General features: G+C 37.7%; 25 protein-coding genes. 12 read left to right on the top strand and 13 right to left on the bottom strand.

Annotated elements, in window-relative coordinates:
- Positions 1-52 precede the first annotated feature (52 nt).
- Both AC1MGI_RS10645 and AC1MGI_RS10640 read left to right on the top strand, forming a co-directional pair.
- Positions 53-1237 (top strand): M20 family metallopeptidase, encoded by a 1185-nt coding sequence (locus AC1MGI_RS10645; protein ID WP_480345245.1) that lies wholly within the window; start codon positions 53-55, stop codon positions 1235-1237.
- Between the two features lie 110 nt (positions 1238-1347).
- Positions 1348-2163 carry an ABC transporter ATP-binding protein gene (locus AC1MGI_RS10640; RefSeq protein WP_480345244.1) on the top strand — a complete coding sequence of 272 codons (816 nt, stop codon included), beginning with the start codon at positions 1348-1350 and terminating at the stop codon, positions 2161-2163.
- A 133-nt stretch (positions 2164-2296) separates the two neighbouring features.
- On the opposite strand, the gene AC1MGI_RS10635 is transcribed toward AC1MGI_RS10640, so the two are convergent.
- The 3 genes from AC1MGI_RS10635 to AC1MGI_RS10625 form a co-directional block, all read right to left on the bottom strand.
- Entirely contained in the window at positions 2297-3010 is a 714-nt protein-coding gene (locus tag AC1MGI_RS10635; RefSeq protein ID WP_480349766.1) for an EcsC family protein, read from the bottom strand.
- Between the two features lie 204 nt (positions 3011-3214).
- Positions 3215-4420: an ABC transporter permease gene (locus AC1MGI_RS10630; RefSeq protein WP_480345243.1), complete on the bottom strand. Its 1206-nt coding sequence runs from the start codon at positions 4418-4420 to the stop codon at positions 3215-3217.
- The gene (locus tag AC1MGI_RS10625) at positions 4413-5156 is read right to left on the bottom strand and encodes an ABC transporter ATP-binding protein (RefSeq protein WP_480345242.1); all 744 of its coding nucleotides are present in this window, start codon (positions 5154-5156) and stop codon (positions 4413-4415) included. Before AC1MGI_RS10625 ends, AC1MGI_RS10630 begins: the two co-directional genes overlap by 8 nt.
- A 1343-nt stretch (positions 5157-6499) precedes the next feature.
- On the opposite strand from AC1MGI_RS10625, the gene AC1MGI_RS10620 reads away from it, so the two are divergent.
- The 3 genes from AC1MGI_RS10620 (at position 6500) to AC1MGI_RS10610 (ending at position 8833) form a co-directional block, all read left to right on the top strand.
- Complete coding sequence (locus AC1MGI_RS10620; RefSeq protein ID WP_480345241.1) at positions 6500-6925, top strand: HIT family protein; 426 nt, start codon at positions 6500-6502, stop codon at positions 6923-6925.
- A 177-nt stretch (positions 6926-7102) separates the two neighbouring features.
- Positions 7103-8209 carry a 3-phosphoserine/phosphohydroxythreonine transaminase gene (gene serC / locus AC1MGI_RS10615; RefSeq protein WP_480349662.1) on the top strand — a complete coding sequence of 369 codons (1107 nt, stop codon included), beginning with the start codon at positions 7103-7105 and terminating at the stop codon, positions 8207-8209.
- 102 nt (positions 8210-8311) lie between these two features.
- Positions 8312-8833, top strand: a complete 522-nt coding sequence (locus tag AC1MGI_RS10610; RefSeq protein ID WP_403072624.1) for a tryptophan transporter — start codon at positions 8312-8314, stop codon at positions 8831-8833.
- A 214-nt stretch (positions 8834-9047) separates the two neighbouring features.
- Here the strand turns inward: AC1MGI_RS10610 and yhzF are convergent, their stop codons facing one another.
- On the bottom strand, positions 9048-9224 hold the full coding sequence (yhzF, locus tag AC1MGI_RS10605) for a membrane protein YhzF (RefSeq protein ID WP_480349661.1): 177 nt from the start codon (positions 9222-9224) through the stop codon (positions 9048-9050).
- 275 nt (positions 9225-9499) lie between these two features.
- Between yhzF and AC1MGI_RS10600 the strand changes: the two genes are divergently transcribed.
- Both AC1MGI_RS10600 and AC1MGI_RS10595 read left to right on the top strand, forming a co-directional pair.
- Positions 9500-9865 carry a YtxH domain-containing protein gene (locus AC1MGI_RS10600; protein WP_480349660.1) on the top strand — a complete coding sequence of 122 codons (366 nt, stop codon included), beginning with the start codon at positions 9500-9502 and terminating at the stop codon, positions 9863-9865.
- A gap of 247 nt (positions 9866-10112) precedes the next feature.
- The gene (locus AC1MGI_RS10595) at positions 10113-10691 is read left to right on the top strand and encodes an HTH-type transcriptional regulator Hpr (RefSeq protein ID WP_480349659.1); all 579 of its coding nucleotides are present in this window, start codon (positions 10113-10115) and stop codon (positions 10689-10691) included.
- Here the strand turns inward: AC1MGI_RS10595 and AC1MGI_RS10590 are convergent.
- Entirely contained in the window at positions 10688-11023 is a 336-nt protein-coding gene (locus AC1MGI_RS10590) for a DUF1878 family protein (protein WP_480349658.1), read from the bottom strand. The two genes, AC1MGI_RS10595 and AC1MGI_RS10590, sit on opposite strands and share 4 nt — an antisense overlap.
- A 215-nt stretch (positions 11024-11238) precedes the next feature.
- On the opposite strand from AC1MGI_RS10590, the gene AC1MGI_RS10585 reads away from it, so the two are divergent.
- Entirely contained in the window at positions 11239-11781 is a 543-nt protein-coding gene (locus AC1MGI_RS10585; RefSeq protein ID WP_480349657.1) for a DUF3267 domain-containing protein, read from the top strand.
- Between the two features lie 116 nt (positions 11782-11897).
- Positions 11898-12077 carry a hypothetical protein gene (locus AC1MGI_RS10580; RefSeq protein WP_082191243.1) on the top strand — a complete coding sequence of 60 codons (180 nt, stop codon included), beginning with the start codon at positions 11898-11900 and terminating at the stop codon, positions 12075-12077.
- A gap of 167 nt (positions 12078-12244) precedes the next feature.
- Here AC1MGI_RS10580 and AC1MGI_RS10575 read toward each other — a convergent pair whose 3' ends face one another.
- Positions 12245-12328 (bottom strand): YjcZ family sporulation protein, encoded by an 84-nt coding sequence (locus AC1MGI_RS10575; protein WP_082190951.1) that lies wholly within the window; start codon positions 12326-12328, stop codon positions 12245-12247.
- 154 nt (positions 12329-12482) lie between these two features.
- Positions 12483-12569, bottom strand: a complete 87-nt coding sequence (locus tag AC1MGI_RS10570) for a YjcZ family sporulation protein (protein ID WP_082675063.1) — start codon at positions 12567-12569, stop codon at positions 12483-12485.
- 254 nt (positions 12570-12823) lie between these two features.
- On the opposite strand from AC1MGI_RS10570, the gene AC1MGI_RS10565 reads away from it, so the two are divergent.
- Positions 12824-13696, top strand: a complete 873-nt coding sequence (locus AC1MGI_RS10565) for a peptidylprolyl isomerase (protein ID WP_480349656.1) — start codon at positions 12824-12826, stop codon at positions 13694-13696.
- Here the strand turns inward: AC1MGI_RS10565 and AC1MGI_RS10560 are convergent.
- From AC1MGI_RS10560 to AC1MGI_RS10535, 6 genes are all read right to left on the bottom strand, one after another.
- Entirely contained in the window at positions 13686-13985 is a 300-nt protein-coding gene (locus AC1MGI_RS10560) for a sporulation YhaL family protein (RefSeq protein WP_480349655.1), read from the bottom strand. The two genes, AC1MGI_RS10565 and AC1MGI_RS10560, sit on opposite strands and share 11 nt — an antisense overlap.
- Before the next feature lie 245 nt (positions 13986-14230).
- On the bottom strand, positions 14231-15175 hold the full coding sequence (yhaM, locus tag AC1MGI_RS10555; RefSeq protein WP_480349654.1) for a 3'-5' exoribonuclease YhaM: 945 nt from the start codon (positions 15173-15175) through the stop codon (positions 14231-14233).
- A gap of 163 nt (positions 15176-15338) precedes the next feature.
- Positions 15339-18338 carry an ATP-binding protein gene (locus AC1MGI_RS10550; RefSeq protein ID WP_480349653.1) on the bottom strand — a complete coding sequence of 1000 codons (3000 nt, stop codon included), beginning with the start codon at positions 18336-18338 and terminating at the stop codon, positions 15339-15341.
- 16 nt (positions 18339-18354) lie between these two features.
- Positions 18355-19563 (bottom strand): metallophosphoesterase family protein, encoded by a 1209-nt coding sequence (locus AC1MGI_RS10545; protein ID WP_480349652.1) that lies wholly within the window; start codon positions 19561-19563, stop codon positions 18355-18357.
- Positions 19564-19811: 248 nt separating this feature from the next.
- Positions 19812-21062 carry an ABC transporter permease gene (locus AC1MGI_RS10540; protein ID WP_480349651.1) on the bottom strand — a complete coding sequence of 417 codons (1251 nt, stop codon included), beginning with the start codon at positions 21060-21062 and terminating at the stop codon, positions 19812-19814.
- A complete protein-coding gene (locus AC1MGI_RS10535; protein WP_480349650.1) occupies positions 21055-21954 on the bottom strand; it encodes an ABC transporter ATP-binding protein in 900 nt (299 codons plus the stop codon). The genes AC1MGI_RS10540 and AC1MGI_RS10535 overlap by 8 nt, the downstream gene beginning before the upstream one ends.
- A gap of 248 nt (positions 21955-22202) precedes the next feature.
- Here AC1MGI_RS10535 and AC1MGI_RS10530 point away from each other — a divergent pair, with 248 nt between their 5' ends.
- A complete protein-coding gene (locus AC1MGI_RS10530; RefSeq protein ID WP_480349649.1) occupies positions 22203-22391 on the top strand; it encodes a YhzD family protein in 189 nt (62 codons plus the stop codon).
- Between the two features lie 218 nt (positions 22392-22609).
- The gene (locus AC1MGI_RS10525) at positions 22610-23458 is read left to right on the top strand and encodes a dimethylarginine dimethylaminohydrolase family protein (RefSeq protein WP_480349648.1); all 849 of its coding nucleotides are present in this window, start codon (positions 22610-22612) and stop codon (positions 23456-23458) included.
- Positions 23459-23539: the final 81 nt, after the last annotated feature.

Genomic DNA, 23539 nt, shown 5'->3' with positions numbered 1-23539 from the left:
TGCTATACTATTCCCTATATAACAACTATTCACTTAATTACGGAGGTAAATTATGATTGCTAAGTTACATACCCTTTTGGAAAATTCTTATGAAGAAATGGTCGCCATTCGTCGCTATTTACACCAACACCCTGAGCTTTCTTTTCAGGAAACGAAAACGGCTGCCTATATTACTGATTTTTATCAACAGCTTGGGATTGAAGTAAAATCAGGTATCGGTGGTAATGGAGTTGTGGCAAGAATATCAGGTGCTAAACCTGGTAAAACCGTCGCACTACGAGCTGATTTCGATGCATTACCGATACAAGATGAAAAGGATGTTCCTTATAAGTCTACCGTGCCTGGTGTCATGCACGCATGTGGTCATGATGGACATACAGCGACTCTGTTGATTCTAGCAAAAGCGCTCCATACGATGAAAGATGAACTAGAAGGTGATTATGTACTTATTCATCAACATGCCGAGGAATACGCCCCAGGCGGTGCTAAGCCAATGATTGAAGATGGCTGTTTAGATGGGGTAGATGTCATTTTCGGTACTCATCTTTGGGCAACTGTACCTACTGGAACGATCCAACATCGAGTCGGTCCTTTTATGGCGGCAGCTGACCGCTTCGAAATAACTCTTTTTGGTCAAGGTGGACACGGTGCACAGCCACATAAAACGAAAGATGCCATTGTGATTGGCGCTCAACTCGTATCAAACCTACAGCAAATTGTCAGTAGACGTGTTAGTCCACTCGATTCTGCTGTCGTTACTATTGCATCCTTTGTGGCTGAAAACGCCTTTAATGTGATAGCCGACAAAGCAACAATTGGCGGCACTGTACGGACATTTAATGAAGATGTACGTGCCTTTATTGCAGAAGAAATTGAACGCATTGTTAAAGGAACCTGTCTTTCTGGAAATTGTACGTATGAATATATGTATGATTATGGGTACCCTGCTGTTGTCAACCATGAAACAGAAACACATTTACTCGTAGAAGCAGCTGCTACAGTAGCAGAAGTAGATACGATTGAAGAAACGCTACCTGATATGACAGGAGAAGACTTTTCGTATTATTTACAAAATGTGAAGGGAACATTCTTTTTCACTGGCGCTAAGCCGTATCCTGATTTCCCCTACGGTCATCACCATCCGAAATTTGATATTGACGAAAAAGCAATGCTCATTGCAGCTAAAACATTGGGTAGTGCGGCGACTTCCTATCACCAAAGTAGTGAAATCAAATAAAGCCACTCTACTACCATTATTGGATAAGTTAATAAGATTTTCCCGAATCACTCTGAAATTTCATATAAGCAAGTATACACTTTCGTAACTTAACTACTGGAGGAGTCTAGATGATTCAAGAGATGGATAGTCTTGTGATTCAACTGAACGAAATTATCTGGAACCGAGATAATAAGAAGATATTGAATTGTATTTCCTGGAAGGTGAACAAAGGAGAACACTGGGCAATTTTAGGGTTAAATGGATCCGGGAAAACTTCTCTCCTAAAAATCATAACGGGCTATCAATGGCCAACTAAAGGGAATGTTTCCGTTTTGGGAAACATATTTGGAAAGACAAATATCCCTGAGCTTCGAAAAAAAATTGGATGGGTAAGCACTTCATTAGATGAAAAATTTCACTCCCGTCCAAGTGATACAGCTATAGAAGTCGTATTAAGTGGAAAAAACGCTTCGGTTGGATTGTATGAAGAAATAACGGAAAATGATGTTGAAAAAGCTAGTGAGCTTCTTCAACAGTTCAAAATTAGTGATTTAACTGACCAAGCTTTCTCGTCCCTCTCTCAAGGAGAAAAAAGGAAAGTAATGATCGCTCGAGCGCTCATGTCTTCACCGAGCTTACTTATCCTGGATGAACCATGCAATGGTCTAGATCTCTATTCAAAAGAAGAGCTTCTTTCAACGATCGAGAAGTTGACCCAATCAGCTGAAGGTCCTACTCTATTATATGTAACCCATCATATCGAAGAACTCGTTCCATCTATTTCGCACGCTTTATTATTAAATAAAGGAAATGTTATTGCGAATGGACAAAAAAAGTCAGTCTTGACCGAGAAGTTATTAGAAAAGACTTTTGATCTTCCCATTTCATTGGGATGGGAAGATGAACGCCCTTGGATTCGAATTAAATCAATGAATAAAGGATAAATTCCTTAATAGAGTGAAACTTCACTCAGTGGGTGGATTACCGCCTGTTAATGCGGGATAAATTAAATGAGATTTTAAAATATATAAGAGCCGCTTGCATCATCTGATGAGATTGACACAAGCGGCTCATTTATTATGCTTTTTCAGAAAGAATTCGCAGACGATACCCATTCATCGCCGTTTCCCCTAGTTGATCCAACAATTGATGATTGGCGTAGGCCCCTACCGCTGCACCAATTCCCGGAACGAGCTGAAACATTTTGACGAAATCAATTTGATCTCTGTACTCTTGCTGAAACTGTTGCCAGTCTAATTCCTTAGCATGTTCAATATGATCCCAATTCTCAATAATATCCAGTGTTTCTCGTCGCTTGTCTTCACTAGAAAAAGCAAGCTGAAAAATATGAAGGATGAATAGTCGTTCTTCGTATTTCTTCGCGTCGAAGCCATACAATCCAGCAATTTCAAAGAGAAGTTTCATTTTAATCGTCAATAATAACGGAAAATCAGCAAGACCTAGTAAAATACCCCCTGCACCTGTACCTGCCCCTTCAATTACCGCCGTTTTTCGATAGGTTACAATCGTTTCCTTCACCCATTGATCCTTTTGCTGCAAACTTAGGCAAGAAACATCTCTTTCCTTTGAAACAAATTTGGATCCTTTTAAAACAGCTTCAACAAGATTCCGGATGCTCTCGGTAATGACGCCATGTACCTTTTTAGGAATGAAGGTATTTATTTTATTTTGTGCGGTTTTGGAAATCCGCTCAAAGGTACCTGATTTCCGCAAAATTTTCTTTTTCCATGCCATAAGCTCACGGTTGGTGATTTGTTCATACGTGTCGATTGCAATCATCTCCATTTTTGTATGAAGGATATGGGGACGGGACTTCGCGACTTACTAATAAGCCCGCTACTTAGCAGGTATACCCATTTTACCTTAGAAAGCATCCAAAACTCCGGCTCTGCATCGCCACCAATTGTGATTAGGCGAGTGTCGCGTGCTACATGTGGTAAATGGTGGCGTTTAACGCCATATTCGTTTTGTATGTTAGAAACTCTTCACTTTTTTTGCAGAATAGCCTCTAAATAGTAAAATAAATACAATTGCTGCTAAGAATGACACCCCAGCACCCCACCAATTTCCCGCAATAAGTAATACGAGAGCAAACACGATTGCTTCAAAAAGTAAAAAGCAAGATACAAGTTGTATGACTGCTGTTTCTCGTAACTTAGCAGGCAGTGGATATAATGATACCCATATTTTCAACTCATGCTGTTTCCAAACAGGAAGAATTTGAATTCCTGTCATATAAAGAAACAAAATCGTGACGAGTATACTCGCAACCATTGAAGGAAAAGTAAGTAATACAAACGATCCGATAACAGTCAGCCTTACTAGTAAGCCTACATAGTCATTGGCCCGGAGCATCGTCCGAGCATACAAGAACGTGTACGTTGATTTTTGACGATAAGGTATTAAAGTGAGTAACCAGTCTAACCATTTTCGTCTGGCCACTTTTCCTCTCAGCTTAGGTACATCGGTGAATAGGTTCGCAATCCGGTAAAACGACATCATCCGCTTGCCCTCTAGTTCGATTAATCGCTCCCACTTAATGCCCTTCTTCGTCGTTGTATGCCTATAGTAAAAGAATAAACCACCCAAAAGTACGAGTAGTATTACACCTAAATGACTCGCATCGGCAAAAACTAAATAGAGTAAAACAATATTCACTAATAAACGGATAAAGAAGTCAATTTTGATCGCAGACGGCTCCGTATACTTCAGCATATACCAATGAATATGTATGTTGATAAATTTCAAAGCAAGCAACAAGATGATATTCATAAGACGATAAGTGGAATTCAAATCTGCTACCTTTGTATACATCGGCAGGAAGACAATGTACACAATTATCAGCATAATGCCCTGCATCACCGCACTCAACAGAATAGAATTTTTAAAATACATTCTAAGCTTCGTTTCTAGCGGCAATAGGAACACCACATCCGCTTCTTTCAAAAACGTCATGATCGGGCTTCTTGTTAGGAAAAAACCAAGAACGACAGCCATGATCCAAGCTGCTGGAAAATCAGCGGTCAAGGTCTTCACCCATTCGCTGTAATAAAAGCCGAGTCCACCTAAACCAATCACCATAACAAACATTAAATGTCCGTTAAAAATATATCGTAAATACTTTTGCATTTCTTGGCTGTAGCCGAGGAATCGCTCTTTCCATAACCCTCGGCTATTCATGTTTAGTTTCTTCCTTTGTCAATTGAATATATAAGTCATCAAGTGTTGCCCCTGGCATATCAAATTGACTTCGAAGCTGTTCCAAATCACCTTTTGCACGAATTTCTCCATTGTGAAGAATGACGAAAGAATCACAATATCTTTCTGCTGTCGCAAGGATATGAGTAGACATTAAGATCCCTGCACCACTTTCTTTCATATTTTGCATAAGGTCAAGCAACGACTGGATCCCGAGCGGGTCTAGTCCTACAAACGGTTCATCCACAATATACAAAGATGGTTGAACGAGAAATGCACACATAATCATCACCTTTTGCCGCATCCCTTTTGAAAAATGGGCTGGAAACCAAGATAAACGTTTCTCCATATGGAATTCCTTTAATAATTTCCCCATCCTATCTTTAAACACGGATTCCTCTAGACCGTATGCCATCGCAGTAAGCCTTAAATGCTCCTCTAGTGTAAGCTCATCATAAAGAATAGGTGTTTCGGGAATATAGGTATACTGCTTTCGATATTCATCTGGGTTCTCAGTAAATTTTTTTCCATTTATTGTAATCGAACCACTTTTCTCTTCCATCAATCCAATGATATGCTTAATCGTTGTACTCTTCCCCGCACCATTCAAACCTATAAGTCCAACAAGCTCATTGGGCCGAATGTCAAAGCTGATTCCTTTTAATACAGGAATTCTTGTATAACCTCCGACTAAGTTGTTTATTTCTAATAAGGACATATCAACGATCCCTTCCATAATGTACGTTAGTTCTATTTTAACAAATTCCGTTTTGTTTATCGAGTTAAGAAAGCTTTAGTTTTTTTACAGATTTTCCTTTCCAACTACAGCGCTTTTTTTAATGGTGAAAAAAACATTTGGAATCCCCGTGTATATAATACTTAAATCGTGGCTATCATAAGTAGTGAAGAAGGGGTTCTTCATTAGACTTTTGATTTTATCATCTTGTCAAATGAGGTGTCAGTTAAAGACAACTAACTGCAATATACCAGAAACTTCAATGAACCAAACGTTTATGCAAGGAGATGGTTGCTTTGCAAACATTAGACGAAAGAAACATTCATGCACGATCCAATACGCTTTATTGTTGCAAAACTTTAGAGTTATAGGAGATGGTTGCTTTGAATGCAAAAACTTTTTTTAAACGCTAAAACTTACTTTTAGTAAATGAGGTGTTTATCGGAGACAGTCTATGTAAATAAACGTATTTGAAGTGTGACCCCTTTTTCATAGGCAGGGTGCAGCGATCAGCTGCATCCTGTTTCTTTTTAACATAAGAATATAAATATTTCCACCACTACTTCCCTTCTAGAGGTTGTTCAAAAAGTCCGGTAAAAAAACTTGCGAATTGCCTCAAAGCTCATGAATGACCTTCTGTTAAAACCGCGCACGTCCTGTGCGCAACACAGAAGTCAGCACATTCTGTGCAAGTCCGGTCCTCACGTATTACTACATACGTGAAAGGTTCTCGAGATGCGCTCCTCGAATTTCTCGGCTCTTTTATCCTCCTTTTTGAGTACGCACTTCTATATACATTTGTTTCAATTTAAAAAGTTTCGTTGTTTTTATAGACACATTTTTTTAAAAGGATCTTGTATATAAAATGTAAATCGTGGCTATCATAAGTAGTGAAGAAGGGGTTCTTCATTAAACTTATGATTTCATCATTTTGTCAAATGAGGTGTCAGTTAAAGACAACTAACTGCAATAAACCAGAAACTTCAATGAACCAAACGTTTTATGCAAGGAGATGGTTGCTTTGCACACATTAGACGAAGAAAACATTCATGCACGATCCAATATACTTTACTGTTATAATGCTTTAGAGATATAGGAGATGGTTGCTTTGTATGCAAAAACTTTTTTAAACGCTAAAACTTACTTTTAGTAAATGAGGTGTTTGTTAAAGAAAGTCTATGTAATGAAACGTATTGAAGTATGGCCCCTTTTTCAAGTCGCAGGGTGCAGCAATCAGCTGCATCCTGTTTCTTTTTCTTTCCGACTTTCATGTAGCTATGATAGGATAAGATTACCTAAACATTAACCAGGAAAGGATGTCAAAGATGAGCGATTGTATTTTTTGTAAAATTATTACTGGAGAGATCCCGAGTACAAAAGTATTTGAAAATGAGCATGTACTTGCCTTTCTTGACATTAGTCAAGTAACGAAAGGTCATACATTAGTCATCCCAAAAGTACATAAAGAAAATGTCTATGAATTAACACCTGACATGGCAAAAAACATTTTCGAAGTAGTGCCAGAAATTGCTCGTGCTCTAAAAAAGGCGTTCAATCCAATTGGCTTGAATACGATTAACAATAACGGTGAAGCTGCAGGACAGTCCGTTTTCCATTACCATCTTCATTTAATTCCACGCTATGGTGAAGGTGACGGATTCGGAGCCGTTTGGAAAACGCATACGAGTCAATACACACCTGAAGACTTGCAAGCTATGGCACAATCCATTTCAGAAAACATGGAAAATTAACCATAAAAAAATTCACCTTGGAGCCTAGCTCATGGTGAATTTTTTTATGATTTAAAGGAAATTTCGATCAAACCATGATTATTTCACTAAACATTCTTTTTTTTCTTTCAACTCGTAAACATTTTCTGATAGGATAGAAACAATCAAGTCCTTTCACACATACAAGGAGGAATAAATATGAAAAGAGCACGTAATTTTAATGCAGGTCCTGCTGCTTTACCCGAAGATGTTTTAAAAAGAGCGCAATCTGAATGGTTAAATATCGATAACACAGGGATGTCGGTGATGGAATTAAGCCATCGCAGTGATACGTTTGAAACGATCCATAATCACGCCATTCAAACGCTTAAAGAACTAATGAATATTCCAGAGAATTATGATGTTCTCTTCCTGCAAGGCGGTGCTAGCCTTCAATTCTCGATGATTCCAATGAACTTATTAAAAGCCGATAGTCAAGCGGACTACGTTCTAACTGGAAGTTGGTCGGAAAAGGCTTTACAAGAAGCAAAGAAAATCGGAACAACTAGAGTTGTAGCTTCTACAAAAGAGTCAAATTATACATTCATCCCGAAACTTTCTGATATCGTCTACAATCAAGATGCAGCTTATTTACATATCACTTCAAACAATACCATTTACGGAACGCAATGGAATGAATTTCCGGATTCAAAAAATGTTCCTTTAGTTGCGGATATGTCCAGTGATATTTTGAGTAAAAAAATAGATGTCAGCAAATTCGGTTTAATCTATGCCGGCGCGCAAAAAAACCTTGGTCCATCTGGTATTACCGTTGTCATCATTCGTAAAGACCTTATTTCTGATTCTTTGGCTGAAATTCCAACTATGTTGAATTACCATACACATCAAGCTAGCAATTCACTATATAATACGCCACCAACTTTAGCTATTTACCTCCTCTCACTTGTACTTGATTGGGCAAAAGATTTAGGTGGTATTACCAAGATTGAAGAAATGAACGCGAAGAAGGCAGAATTACTTTATCATGCCATTGATTCAAGCGATGGGTTTTATAAAGGACATGCTGAGCTTAACAGCCGTTCTTATATGAATGTTACGTTTACCCTTCCGAACAAAGAAATTGAGCAGGAATTTTTGCAAAAAGCGAAAGAAACTGGGTTTATCGGCTTGAACGGCCACAGATCTGTCGGTGGCTGCCGTGCATCCATTTATAATGCCGTTCCACTTGAACATTGCCAAGAACTTGCTGATTTTATGAATACATTTAAAGATACTTACCAGCATCAAGAAAAAAACTCCTTCTAAAAAAAGGATAGTCATGATATACTATTTTAAACCTCTCGCAATAGGCAATAGTGCACTGTTGGGGAGAAACTTTAGACGAGATGAGAATAGGAGAGATGAGAAATGAATACGAAAGTACTAGTGTCCTTATCCTTATTAATGGGGTTAGGTGCTGTTCTGCATCTAGTTGTCCCTGGAATTGCTTTTGGAGTTAAGCCCGATATGATGCTAACTATGATGTTTTTAGCCATTATCTTATTTCCAGAAAAGAAAAATGTCTTTTTAGTAGCAGTAACAGCCGGAGTCATTTCCGGACTTACATCAACCTTCCCAGGTGGAGGTTTCATCCCGAACATTATCGATAAATTTATCACTGCCTTTCTATTTTATTTCATGTTTTTGGCTATTCGAAAATTCACTAAATCGTTTATCAGCATTGGATTTCTAACGGCGATTGGAACCCTAATTTCCGGTACGGTATTCCTTGCTTCAGCTCATTACATTGTGGGTCTGCCAGAAGCATTCCTTTTAATGTTTGCTGGCGCTGTACTTCCGGCAATCGTATTGAACGTAATCGCAGTTGCTATCATTTATCCAATTGTGACTGGGCTTGTCAAGCGATCAAACATTCCTGCAAATATATAACCTTAAACTTTTCAAAACACCGGATGTTTTTCCGGTGTTTTTTTAAAATCATCTATATATAGTGAGTGTTCAAAAAGGAGGATAAAAAGAGCCGAGAAGTTCGAGGAGCGATCGTCTCGAGGACCGGAGCGTATGGAGTAATACGTGAGGACCGAAGAGACAGAGCGACGAAGAAATTCGACAGCTATTTTTACCGGACTTTTTGAACATCCTCTTATATGACAAGCTGGATTAGAATGCCAATTAGAAAGAAAGCGATACTTGCTACACCTAAGATCAGTACTCTTTGTTTTATAGTTTTTTTGGGTGGAAACATGCCTGGTCTTTGTAAAATAGCCAAATAAAAGAATGCCGCGATTAAAAACACGAGCGATAAAATAAAAAAAAACAAGACGCATCTCCTCCTTTTCGAAATCTTTTTGTCATGTATATGTCAAGCCTCTACGTTTTATGAATTCTCAATCTTTAAATTATTTTTATATATTGAAAAAAATAAAGATGTTTAAAAAAACATTTTTGTGATATAAAGAATATATGAATTAACTCTTTCACTAATAAGAAAATTATGATATTTTAATAAAAAGTTTACCAACTATTATTTTCTTACCTAGCAGGTTTTTTTAACTATAAGGCGAAATCAATATAGAAGAAAAATGAGGTGATCATATGAAGGCAAAATCAGTCATTCTTGGAGTAATAACAGGAACTATTGTTGGTGCAGCAGCAGCTCTTCTCACCGCACCAAGTTCTGGAACAGAGCTTCGCAGCCGTGTGAAAGCAAATACAACTGAAATTTCTAACTCCATTAAAGAGCTGAAGATCCAGTTGATGAATGTAAAAGAAGATGCCGTACACGCTTCAAAAATAAGCAAAGAGACCATCAAAGCTTTTATAGAAGATGTGAAAATATTGATTGAAGGCTGGAAAAAAGATATTGAACCAAATTCAGAAGAATTATCGAAAAACATAAAAGAAATCGAGGCTACGATTCAAGAACTCGAAATGATTGCTTCTCCTAAAATTGAATCATGAATAACTAAAAAACAACTGCCGGCTTGCCTAATAACTTTTTTTAGACAGAGTGTACATATTTCTTTAGTAAAAAACAGGTTTTTTTAACATTAAGCATTGCCGGCACTTTCACCTTTTCGTAGCAGTATAAGCTTATACAAAATTTTTATATGAAAAATTCTAAAAATTTCGCAAATTTAGCTTTATTAATCTTTACTTTATTGTCATAATAAAACTAGAGAATTCTGATAAGTAGGTGAGTGTATTCATGCAGGAAAAAAATTATACTATGAAAGATGCTATGATCTTCAGCCAGAGAATTGCTCAATTAAGTAAAGCACTTTGGAAGGCTGCGGAAAAGGATTGGCAACAATGGATTAAGCCCTTTGATTTAAACATTAACGAACATCACATCTTGTGGATTGCTTATCATTTAAACGGTGCCTCCATTTCAGATGTAGCTAAATTCGGAGTTATGCATGTTTCAACTGCATTTAACTTCTCCAAAAAGTTAGAGGAACGCGGCTTATTAAGTTTTTCAAAGAAAGAAAATGACAAACGTAATACGTATATTCAAATTACCTTAGAGGGTGAAAGCATTTTATTAGATTTAATGGAACAGTATGACCCCGCTAGCAATTCTGTTCTTTCAGGAACCCTTCCGCTACGAGAGCTTTATGGGAAATTCCCTGATATGATGGAGATGATGGCGATTATCCGAAATATTTATGGCGAGGATTTCATGGGGATATTTGAACGTTCATTTGATAGCATCAATCAAGAATTTACCGAAGAAGAAGGTAAAATTGCAAAAAAAAAATCAGAGAAAGAAACTGAAGCTGTTTAATTCTTTGCAATTTTCTCCATATCCTTCATGAAAGAAACATATAATCCTTGCTTTAAACAAGCTTCAATAAGTTCTTTTACTGTTACTTTTAGATTCAATTCCATTGTAAGGCGGTTAAAAAGCGGTTGAAAATGTATATACCCTTCCGCTTTTTCTATTTCATATTGCTTGCTCAATGTATCACATAGTCTCAAAATCTCATGAGCTTCTGTTTCCGAAAGATTTTTTTCAAAAAAGATCACATCCAATTCCGCTTTCGGGTTCCGAATAACTTTTAATAAGAGTGTTTGATGAAATTTCAGTCTATTAATTTCCCTCTCTAAGTCTCGCATTTCCTGCCTCCACCAATCTTGTTCAATTACCGCTTTTCTCCATTATACATGATTTCTTTTACTTCTCCACGATTGAAAACGCATACGGATTATTTCATGTAATATTCTATTGATTTTTTTGCTTAATCATCGTAAAGTATGGGAAGGATTTTATAAGAAAAGCATATGGGCTTTATCTTATTAACTATACTATCCCGCTTGTGGAGGCGAATTTTTTGAATAGCTGGAAGTCGATCAACTTGGATAGACAATTTGGGAATCAATTTATCTTATTTCTATCCATGATGACCACGTTATTTTCTTTTATTGTTATTTATTTAAGTATGAGCGCGTTTTTTCCTAATGTCTCCATGTCTGATGACTATGGCTGGGTGTTACTTTCTTCAGTGCTTCTCTTATATCCGATTCATAAACTAATGCACTACTGTCCATGTATTTTGGAATATCCAAAAATTAAACCGGCGTTGCATGTAAAATGGAGTGTTCTTCCACTTATTTCATTTAAGGTAGATGACCCCATTCCAAAACAACTGTACAGATTAACCTTACTCTTTCCTTTTCTTGTATTAACGAGCGTTTTTATCGGTGGCGCATACGCTTTCCCACATTACGCGCATTATTTTACCATACTGCTTTCCATTCACACCGGATTATGCGTTTCTGATTTTATTGCGCTTAAATGTATGGCCGGATCACCTGAACAAAGCTTCGTAGAAGAAACAGAGCAAGGTTATGATATTCTTATTTTTAAAGATTAATTAGGTAATTTAAAAATGATGAATACAACGAATTACAAAGTTTTAAGTATCTTTTTATGAAATTATTTGGTATCGTAATGATACAGACTTGTTCTAGAGGGAGGGATTCAGGAGTGATAATAATCGTGTTTATCATCTTCTCGGCCTTAATTCTATATAATATTAACAGAATGACAAACTCATTATGTATCCAAAAAGAAATTCCTGAAGACCGCCAGACGAAAGTATTTCGGACTATTAATATCTTAATTACGATTTTACTATTGTCCTCGTATGTTGAAATATCCTTTACATAAGTAATGTATAGGCGGCGGTCAGAATAACCGTTATCGATCCTTGATACAGCAAAAAAGGCTACCCACGAGTGCCTTCTGAACCCAAGGTAGCAAGTGTAAGGTCAGACATCAAAACGAAGCGAAAAAAGGTGAACCCATTAACGGTTCACCTTTTTTAGTATCCAATTTTATAACCATGAAGCTCCGATGATAATCAAAAGGATAAAAAGTACAACAATCAAAGCGAAACCTCCGCCGACTCCTCCAGACATTGTGTATCCTCCTCTCAATGGTACATACATTCAATCCCGTTTTCAGAAAACTAGTTGCTCTTTTTTTACAACCACCCCTTTAACGGCTACGATATTCTATTCAGCTTAGCTTTAAGAAGCGTGGGCTTTTTGTGTTTTTAATTAGAAGTGGTGTTTACCTGCAAAAAGAAGCACCAACGATGATCAATAAAATAAACAAAACCACCAACAAAGCAAACCCTCCGCCAAATCCATTGCCCATATATATTACCTCCTTTATATTGATTGACAGCCTTTTGTTTAAGTACGAGCTGCCTAATCTGCATAGAACCGATATGAGTGAACGATCCTTACATCATATGTATTGGTCATGTAGACGGATGGGCGTTTGCCTACTTTCTATAAATTAAGATGCAAAATTCGCACTTTAATTTTCGAAAAACTTCCAAATATGGTATAGTAAGATTTGTGGATTCACACAACAGCCACGAATCTAGATAACAGGAGTTGTTCTAAATGAAAAAATGGGCTTTATCCATAACGGTAATTGCAGGTCTTCTTGGACTAGCTGCTTGTAGCAATGGCGGCGATTCTGAAGCGGTGGCAACTTCCAAAGCTGGAGATATCACGAAAGTAGAACTTTATGATGTAATGAAAGAAAGGTACGGCGATGCAGTCTTACAAGAGCTCGTATACGAAAAGATTCTTTCAGATAAATATAAAGTAACCGATAAAGAGCTAGACAAAAAATTGGACGAGCTTAAGACACAACTAGGCGAAAACTATGAGATGGCACTTGCTCAGTCTGGTATGGATGAAGCTGCTTTGAAAGATTCTATTAAAGTTCAAATGCTTCAAGAAAAAGCAGCACTTGCTAGTGTTAAAGTAACTGAAAAAGAAGTGAAAGAATACTACGATCAACAAAAACCTGAAATTCACGCAAGACACATCCTTGTTGAAGATGAAGCGACTGCTAAAGAAATAAAAGAAAAGCTGAACAAAGGCGAAGACTTTGCTAAGTTAGCGAAAGAATCTTCAAAAGATACTGGAAGTGCCGAAAATGGCGGAGACCTTGGATGGTTTGGTCAAGGAGCAATGCTTCCTGAATTTGAAAACGCTGCTTATGCTTTGAAAAAAGATGAAATCAGCGAACCTGTTAAAAGCCAGTATGGTTACCATATCATTCAACTTCTAGATAAAAAAGAAAAAAAAGCTTTTGAAGAGTCAAAGGCTGAGATAGAAAAAGAATTAAAACTTTCTAAACTTGATGCTACTTCAGTTCAAAAAGCCCTTAATAAAGAAGTGAAAGATGCAGATGTAAAAGTGAGCGATAAAGATTTGAAAGACGCATTTAAAACAGAAGAACCTGCAGAACCGGCTAAGAAATAAAATAGAAACACGTTTTGGAGTAAGAGCTGGATGTATACAAGCAACCTTCACAACTCCCAAATCTTAAGCAAACAAAAAGGCAGGTCTGATGACCTGCCTTTTCTAATGTTCCATTCCTGGCCTGCTCTTTTTCTCGGCCTTCTTGTTCTTCCTTCATTCTCTCTATATACTTCTGCCCTTCCTGTTCAATCCACTCTTGCTCTTTTTTTCGGTCCTGCCTCGCCGTATAAACACTCATCCAAGCACTGACTAAAATCCCTGCAAATATAAACCAGATCCATATCGGCATGCTCTTACTCCTCTCGGGGATCTTGTCCCACTCGTATTACTAATGAATATGCATGGAGTGAAGATATATGTCATATTTTTCATTGGAGCTGTCCCATAACGAAAAAGTCAAACCTCCTATCTGCTATACATCATTGATATGACGTGAAGATGGCACATTAACGGTCTATAAAGTGTAAGCTCTGACCCGTTTCTGATGAATACAAAAAAGCACCAATGCAAAATCTTCGCACGGTGCATGTATCATTATTCAGAAAATGTCGGTTTGTAAAATGAACGATTTTCAAGAGCAAATACTTTTTCAGTAAATTCGCCTGGTTTAGCCTTTTCAAGAGCACGGTTCATCATATTAATCTTCGCATCTAAGTTATCAATATAGTGAAGAACCTCTGCTTCACGAACTAGAGGTGGTTTGGCACTCCCCCACTCTGCTTTGCCATGATGGCTCAAGACAAGATGTTGTAGAATCATGATTTCTTCACTTTGGATATTCAATTCATCAGCGGCTTTGCCTATCTCATTGACCATAATCGTAATATGGCCTAGTAGATTGCCTTCAGTTGTATAAACAGTTGATACTGGACCTGATAGCTCTTTCACTTTACCAAGATCATGCAGAATAATTCCTGCATATAAAAGGTCTTTATCAAGTGTCGGATATAAAGCAGTGATCCCTTTCGCTAGGTCAAGCATGGAAACCACATGATAAGCAAGTCCTGAATAAAATTCATGATGGTTTTTTGTTGCAGCCGGAAATGTTAAGAAATCACTTTGGTATTTTTTCAGCAAATGACGTGTGACTCTTTGGATATTCGGATTTTTCATTTCAAAAATATACTGCGTGATTTTCTCCATCATTTCATCTTGGCTCAATGGAGCTATTTGAATAAGATCTGCAGGTGTCACACCATCCTGTTCAGTCGTCAAACGGATATTCCGAATCTTCAATTGGCTGCGTCCTCGGAAATTCTGAACCTCTCCTAGCACTTTGACCGTTTTTTCACCGGAAAAATTACGCTCATCATCTTCAGAAACATCCCATAGCTTTGCCTCTATTTCTCCTGTTTTATCAGAAAGGATCAGTGTCAGAAAGGGCTTGCCATTACTAGCCACTGCCTTGGTACTGCTTTTTATATACATATATGTATCCATTGACTCACCAACACCGAAGTGAATGATGCCTTTTTGCATGTGTATATACCCCCGTTCTAAGTTAAGTATCAATAGTATACCATATCGCGCAATAGTACGGTTTCAACTTATTCGATTTTCACGAAAAACAGCATGTCTATTATTTGTTCATAAAGAGGCACCCATAGGATTAGATAAAGCGAAACTTCAATCAATGGGGGTTTTACTGCCCGTTAATGCGGGATAAATAGGTCAAGCTTCCTTGTGAAAAATGGTTGAGCAGATGTTCATGGCATGTAAAGAAAATAATTTGCCTTTGTTCAGATATTTTTGCTAATAAAGCAATCGTGTTTCCTGTTCGTTTACTGTCAAAATTCACAAAGCTATCATCAATGATAAGCGGAAAAGGATCATCCTTGAATGTGTGGTCCGCGAGCGCAAGGCGAATCGCTACGTATATTTGTTCGGCAGTGCCACGACTCACTTCATTGACATCAAACATCAGATGATCAGAGCGCTGGACAGTGAATCCTTCCGTATCATGATTCAGGAAAATTCGGCTATACTGTCCATCCGTTAAATAAGAAAAATACTCTTCTGCTTTGTTTATAACACTAGGAAAACGTTCTTTTTTGAACGTATCAATCGTTTGATTCAGCAAACTTCGTGCAACAGCATATTTGGCCCAGTCTTTGGCATCTTCGTTAAACACTTGGCGCGCTTCATGAAATTGATGCATTCTATCATCATATAATCCACCCTCTTCAAGCTGTTTAATTCTATGTTTCCAATCCGATTGTTTCTCTAGTAGCATCGATTGTCGACTAGTGATTTCATTTCGGATGGCTTCAAGATTTTCAATCGTATACTTACTAATATCCATTCCCATATACTCAGTTAGCTGTTTCCCTTGTAAACGTGACTGCTCCAGTTGCATGACGACAAGCTTCAGTTGGCTAAGAAGCTGTAGTCTTTCTTCAGCCCGTAATGCTTTTTCGCGAAAATCATCTTCATCCTCCGCATTCGCTTTGTCGTACAATTCTTGTATTTGCCCGATGACATAATCCTTTTCAGATTTGTGATTCTCAAGTTCAACCATTGTTTTCGTTTCTTCCTCAACATGCTGTTTCAGTTGAATTTTCTTTTCGAACAAATCATTTAATGCTCTTTTTAAAATAGTAAGAGCTTCCTGCCAAGTACCCGGATATTCCCCCAGCTCTCCTGTATAATAAAACAATGTTTTCTTCCTATTTTGTATTTCACTATGAATATACTCATTGTTTTTACGAATCACGTTTTTTTCTTCTACTTTCACTTTTAATTTTTCAAGCAAGCCAAAGACTTCCTCTAGGTCATGCTGGATCGCTTCATCTGGGATACCCCATACCTTAACAATAGTCATCGCTTCCGCCTGAACGGTTTTCCATGATGATTCCCAAGTTTCAAAATCGTGAATCACATCATCAAATGCTTGTTCCCGTTCTTCCTTCTTAAATGCTTCATTGGCTATTAATCGTTCTAGTTCACGATCTTGTTCAAGTAAACGCAGAGCTGCATCTGACCCATATTCCATTGAACGAGTTTGAGATTCTTCCTTCTCAATGGACGCCCTCTTTTCTTTAACCTTAGAAATTCTCCGTTTGTCATCGGCTAACGTGTGTTTCTCCTTAAAAAAGAAGTAACCTAACCAAATAGCAACCAGCGCAACTACAAAGAAAAACGTAAGTATTGTCTGCTTAGTAAAAATCGAATAGAACGATAAGCCTAATAGAATCAAGCTAATGAAAGAAAAAATACCACGTTTTTTACTAAGTTGATCCCGCTCTTTTTTTTCCTGTACCTTATAGTTCCGCTCCAAGTCCGCAATTTGTTCATCAAGCATTTCTTTTTTCAGTATATGATACTGTTTATTTTGCCTTTGATCTTTTGCTGTTTCGAGCTTTAGCCTCTGCTCCTTTGGCAAGCGTCTACACTTTAGTTCTTCAAGCCTCAGTTCAGACTGTTCTAACCGTCCCTTTACTAGTTTATACCGCTCATCAAGCTGCTCTTTTTCATTACGTAACACTCGTTTTTTTTGAGCAAGCGTTCTTATTTTCTCCTTCATAAAAGTGCTGAAGTCTAGCTGTAGGATTGCTTCTACATGGTCTTTAAAGGACAAATCATCCTTAAGATTGTCGATTTCCTTACTTGCTAGTTCTAAAGCTTTGTCCTCTTTATGTTTATCAAGCTCCAATTGTTCAAGTAGTGCAGAACTCTCGATAGCTGTTTCGATACTTTCCTTATGTTCTTCTAAAAAAGGTGAAAGGGCCATCTTTTCCTTTCCAGTCATCAGTTCTTGATACTGTTGTTGAAGTGAAACTTGCTTGGCCTCATGCTGAATAAGAAGAGAGTTTAGCTGTTCCAGCCGTTTTAAACCGTCAATCGGAAAAAATTGATCACCTAACCGGTCCAGTCTCAATTGGAGGGCAGCCTGTTCTTTTGTAAGCGGCTTGATTCGAAGATATTCCCCTGTATAAAATAGCTGTTCTTCATTAACTTGAAATTGTTTCTTCAGATCTTCAAGTTCTTCACCAATTTCTTTTAGTTCACTTTGAAGTTCGTTATAGTTCAGCTGTTCATCACCTGAATGTTTCATATTTTGTTGATGTACTTTCAGCTGCTTCATTTGACTATTTAGTAGCGGCTTCTGTCCAGACGGTTTAAACCGTAGATCCAGCTCTTTTTGCAATCTCCCTTCTGCATCCAGAATCCTATCATTGCCAACTAAACCAGCCGAAAGCAAATATTTGCCAATGTCTCCTTCTCCCAACGCATGAAGCCCTTGTAGACCTTGTAGGTCAAAAGAAAAAATTGATTGATAATAGGCCTTATCCATGCCATTTAGGATATTGTTAAGTATTTCTTCTCCAGCAACTTCACCATTTTCAAAAGTGACAGATACATCCCCCGTTGCTTTTCCTTTTACCCGTTCAATTCTTATCTCGCCATATTCCTTTGTTGCAACAATAAGAAGCCCACCATATTTAGCGTGCATTTTCGGTTCATACCGTAACTCGTTTTGTACTTTGGTTGGAAAGCCAAATAATATACTGTGGATAAACGACATGATTGTCGATTTGCCTGCTTCATTTTTCCCGAAAAACACATGCAATTGAGTCAAATTTGTAAACCGTTCATTTTCCATTTTTCCATACCCATATATGTATATCTCTTTTATTCTCAAACCACTCTCCCCTCCCTTAATGCAGCATTTGCAAAAGCATCCGTTTGGCGTCTTTTAGAATTTGTTCTTGTTCCTCTTCCGTCAGAGAATCAAGCCATTTCTTAGCAATTCCATGCCGATATAGAGGCTGTAGGGCTTCTTCAAATTCTGTAAAACGTTCCACCTTTGAAAGGAGCTCTGATGTAAACGGAGTGTCCTGTAAAATAGCTGGCATCGTGTCCCTGTGAACTGTCATCCGATATGGCCACACATTCCATTCCTCATGCTCTGACTGCTCTTGTAAAATAGAGAGAATGTCTGCTAGAAACTCTTCACTACATACATTAGGATGATGAACATTTCTACCATCTATTATAAGCTCAAGTAAATATTTTTCTGTAAAAGTATGATACTTTGTTAACCTATTCTTGCATTCAGTAAGGATCGAATCGAATGTACTTGTTTCAGGAATTATTACAGTTGCTGTATCCCAAATCATTTCTGCCGTTCGAATAAATCTGTGTTTCCAATCAACACCATTCAACTCGATGATATAGCAGCCCTTTTCTCCACTTTCCTTGCGATTTCTTCCCTGAATATTTCCTGGATAAATAGCGAGTGGTTGCTCAGCGACAATTTGCCTTTTATGAATATGACCAAGCGCCCAATAATCGAAATTCTTCTCCGTTAAATCTCGTAAGGAGAACGGAGCATATGGGCTATGAGCTGTAAAGCCTTCTAAATTTCCGTGTAGAAGTCCAATATGATAATCGGCTCCCTCTATTTTTACATATGTATCGATCATTTTCTCAGTTACATGTCGCTTCGGATAGCTGAATCCATAAAGATGAACTAGCGTACCATCACTTTTGTGAAACGACTTCATTTCCGCTTTTTCCGAAAATACATGAACATTATCAGGAAAATCCACATGTATCCATGACCCGCTCAAATGATCGTGATTACCGTGAATGATATATACAGGAACCCCAGCAGCCTTCAAACGCTCCATTTCCCTTCGAAACCTCACTTGAGTTCGTAAGCTTCTATTTTCGCCGTCATATAAGTCACCCGATAAAAGCAGAAAGTCTACCTTCTGGTGAATGGCCGTATCAATGATGCTGCGAAACGCCTTAAACGGACTTTCCCGTAACTCGTCTGCCCATGCTTGAGGCATAGATTTTAGTCCCGTAAACGGACTATCCAAATGCAAATCTGCCGCATGTAAAAAAACAATCGGTCGCATACTCAAACCTCAATTCCGTTTTGATTCTTGTCTCTTAGTTTCCCCTAATTGTAGCATAAACAGAACACACTTTCCCATTTTTATCATTCATGAAAAAAAAGGCTCTCTCTTAACAAAAAGGTCAGACCGCACATCTACTATAGATAGAATGTTGGCAAAAAAAAGAGGGGCAGACCCCATATCTACTATTTATTGTTTATATGAAGTGAAGAGACTATAAACAGTGTATAGAGTATGGGGTCAGACCCTTAATTTTTCTTTGATAATTGTAAGGCGTTTTTGATGCTTTTTAAAGATTTCGAGCTTCCGTACATCAAGACGCCACCACGATAGATTCTAGCACCAACAATACCTAACAGGATAATTGTCGCAATTAATAAGCCAATACTTATGGCGATTTCCCAGAAAGGAACATTAAGCATGCCAACGCGTAAAAACATGATCATCGGACTGAAAAATGGAATAAATGATGTGATCGTAATATAACTAGCTGAAGGATTGCCAAGGCCAAACATCGCAATCAGAAAAGCAATGACAACAAGCATCGTCATCGGTGAGATCATTTGCTGTACATCTTCTATTTTACTGACGACGGAGCCAAGACATGCGGCAAGTGTGGCATACAATAGATAACCAAGCATCGCGAATATGATCGCATAAATAATAGTCGATATATTCGTGTTACCAAAACCAAAAATCGCGAAGAATCCTTCATTCATATCGGTCAAATTTCGTTTAATCGAGACATACCCCACTCCGAAAAATAAGATCATTTGGGTAAGGCTAAGTAAGGCAACACCTAATATTTTCGCAAACATCTGGGTAATGGGCGAGACACTTGAAATCAAAATTTCCATCACTCGTGATGTTTTTTCTGTGGCCACTTCCATCGCAATCATCGTTGCATACATTAACACACCAAAATAAATGACGAACAAAAGCACATAAACAAGACCCCGAGCTTGATTTAAGTCTTCCTCTGATTTTGCGTTTTCTGCAAGAGCAATCGTTTCATAGGCTGGAGGTGTATTCATTTGTACGATTTGCTGATCCGTCAAATTCAATTCGCTTGCTGTACGTTTACTTTTCAATTGAGAAAGCGCTAAAAATAAATCATTGCTAATCATTGAATCTGATATTTGATTGGCTTTATACGTTCCTTTTAAGCCATTGTTCACGTCTTTTTCAAGAAGTAGATAGCCGCTGATTTCTTCGTCTGTTACCTTTTTCTCTGCATTTTCTTCATTTTGGGAAGCGATAATCGTCATTTCATCGTTCACAGCGGCTACTTCAGCTTTATAGCCATCAAATAAATGCTCTCCCGTTTGATCGATGACGGCAACCAGCTCTCTGTCATCACTTCCGAATGTCTTCAAAATATTCGTCATGTTAGAAAGAATAAGAACTAAGGCCATCATAATGACTGTAGTAATAATGAAAGATTTCGATTTTAATTTTGATAAATAGGTATGCGAAAGCACAATCCAAAATTTATTCATAGGCTGCACCCACTTTTTCGATAAAGATATCTGTCAATGACGGCTCTTCCAATTCAAATTTCCGGACAAACCCTCTTGGTACAAGATCACGAATGATATCAGCAGCAACATCCTCACCCGTCACCTGTAGAACCTTCCCTTCCATCGTTGTCTTGACTTTCGTGACACCAGGATAAGCATCCAAGAAAGATAGATCAAAATCGGCTCGAATCGACACATTCTTTTTCCCAAATGAACGCTTAATTTCTTTCAGTTTACCTTCAACTACAGGTGATCCCTTATGCAGAATGCAAAGATGCTCACACATTTCTTCAACATGCTCCATACGATGGCTCGAGAAAACGATCGTCGTGCCACTATCTCGCAAATCGATGACCGCCTCTTTCAACATCTCCACATTCACCGGATCTAGCCCGCTAAATGGTTCATCAAGAATAAGCAATTCCGGTTTGTGAATCATTGAAGCGATCAACTGAATTTTTTGCTGATTTCCTTTAGATAATTCTTCAACACGCTTATCGATATATTCTGGAACCTTAAAGCGGTCAAGCCAATATTCTAGCTCCTTCAAAGCTTTTCCTTTGTTCATTCCTCTTAATCTTGCCAGATAAACAATCTGATCGCGCACCTTTAGCTTCGGGTAGAGACCACGTTCCTCAGGAAGATAGCCGATTAAAGAGCTGCTCGCATAATCTATCTTCTTTCCATTCCAAACAATTTCCCCTTCTGTTGGGTCAAGAAGACCAAGAATCATCCGAAACGTCGTTGTTTTACCAGCACCGTTGCCACCTAAAAAACCAAACATTTCTTTCTCAGGAATTGTGAAATTAAGATTATTGACAGCAGTAAATTCCCCAAACTTTTTTGTGACTCCTTTAATTTGTAAAGCCAACAGATTCCCCCCTATAAAGTAACACTTCCATCAATAGTTTTTTTATCCGCACCTATTTTCTCACAAAAATGAATGTAGGCTATTATTACCAATTTAAATGGGATAAAGAACCATTCTTCTTTCATCTTAACGGAATTCCTATCCATGTACAACACGCAAATCCTAATATTAATGGTATAATCCTTATATAAAACTGAAAATTACAAACATTTAATGTGTGTCATTCTAGAGTAAAAGGAGAGTTTTACATGAGCAGAACCTATAAATTGACAGTCTTTGAACCATCCGGGGAAAAATTGTTAGATGAGATTTTTACAGCTGAAAATGATAACTTGGCAAAAGAAATAGGTCAGCAATTATTAATTGAAAAAAACTTTGAACACAAAACACACCGTTGCACTTCTTCCGCAGGTAAACTTCTTCTCTTTCACCGTTAAGCATTCGTAAACAAAAGCCAGCGTATTAAACTGGCTTTTTCATGATTATTTCCCTATAAAATTCGGTCTCCATTTCTTCAATGCCTCTTAGCCTTGAGCTGGGGGGATTAACTTCAATTTCTATTCACCCTCTTTTTCTTAACCCCTTTATATCTCAATGTTTTCTATGATGGAAAAAAGGAAAGAATATAAGGAAAAGTCAATTTAGGGGGAGAAATATGCTAGTAAATCATGAGGCTGAAAGTTACTGCACGAGTGAATACGATATTTTAAAGAAAGTAATTGTCTGTGAACCACAATATATGGAAATCCGGGAAGTGATTAACGACACGCAAAAGCAATTTAAAAATGAAAACATAGACAGAGTATTGGCAATGCAACAGCATAAGCAATTTATTGAGCAATTAGAAGATTTGGATGTGAAAGTATATAAACTTCCCACCCTCGCAACCTTTCCTGAACAAGTTTTCACACGTGACATTGGTTTCACTATTGGAAAAATAGTATTTGTTGCTGAAATGGCGAATCATTTGCGACAAGGTGAGGACAAAGTATTAAAATCCTGGCTTACCGAGGAACAATTGCCGTTTTATGACTTAACCAAAACACATATTGAAGGTGGTGATGTATTAATTGATCGGAAGTCCATATACATTGGCGTTAGTTCTAGAACCGATGAAAAATCTATCGTACAGTTACAAAATCTTCTGCCTCATTTTGAAATCATGGCATTACCGTTTAATGAAAAATTTTTACACTTAGATTGTGTATTCAATATCCTTTCTTCAACTGAAGCACTGATTTTTCCAGATGCTTTTGCAAAAGAGGAAATTGATTTGCTTCGCTCACGCTATGACCTAATTGAAATTAATGACTGTGAACAATTCACTTTAGGGACAAACGTACTTTCAATCGGCAGAAAAAAAATCATCAGTCTTCCCGGCAATAAGAACGTGAATCGTCAACTTCGCACAAGAGGATACGAAGTGATTGAAGTGGACCTGTCTGAAATTATTAAATCAGGTGGTTCGTTTAGATGCTGTACAATGCCACTTGTACGGGAATAGGTATTTTTGCGTTTTGATGCATAAATCTCGGATTTGACGCATATTTGCTATTTCCACACAGTTTCGGATGATTATTAATAT

The sequence above is a fragment of the Peribacillus sp. BM1 genome, from assembly GCF_056679975.1.
Note: the sequence above shows the minus strand (reverse complement) of the source record. Positions and strands in the feature narration are given on the sequence as shown.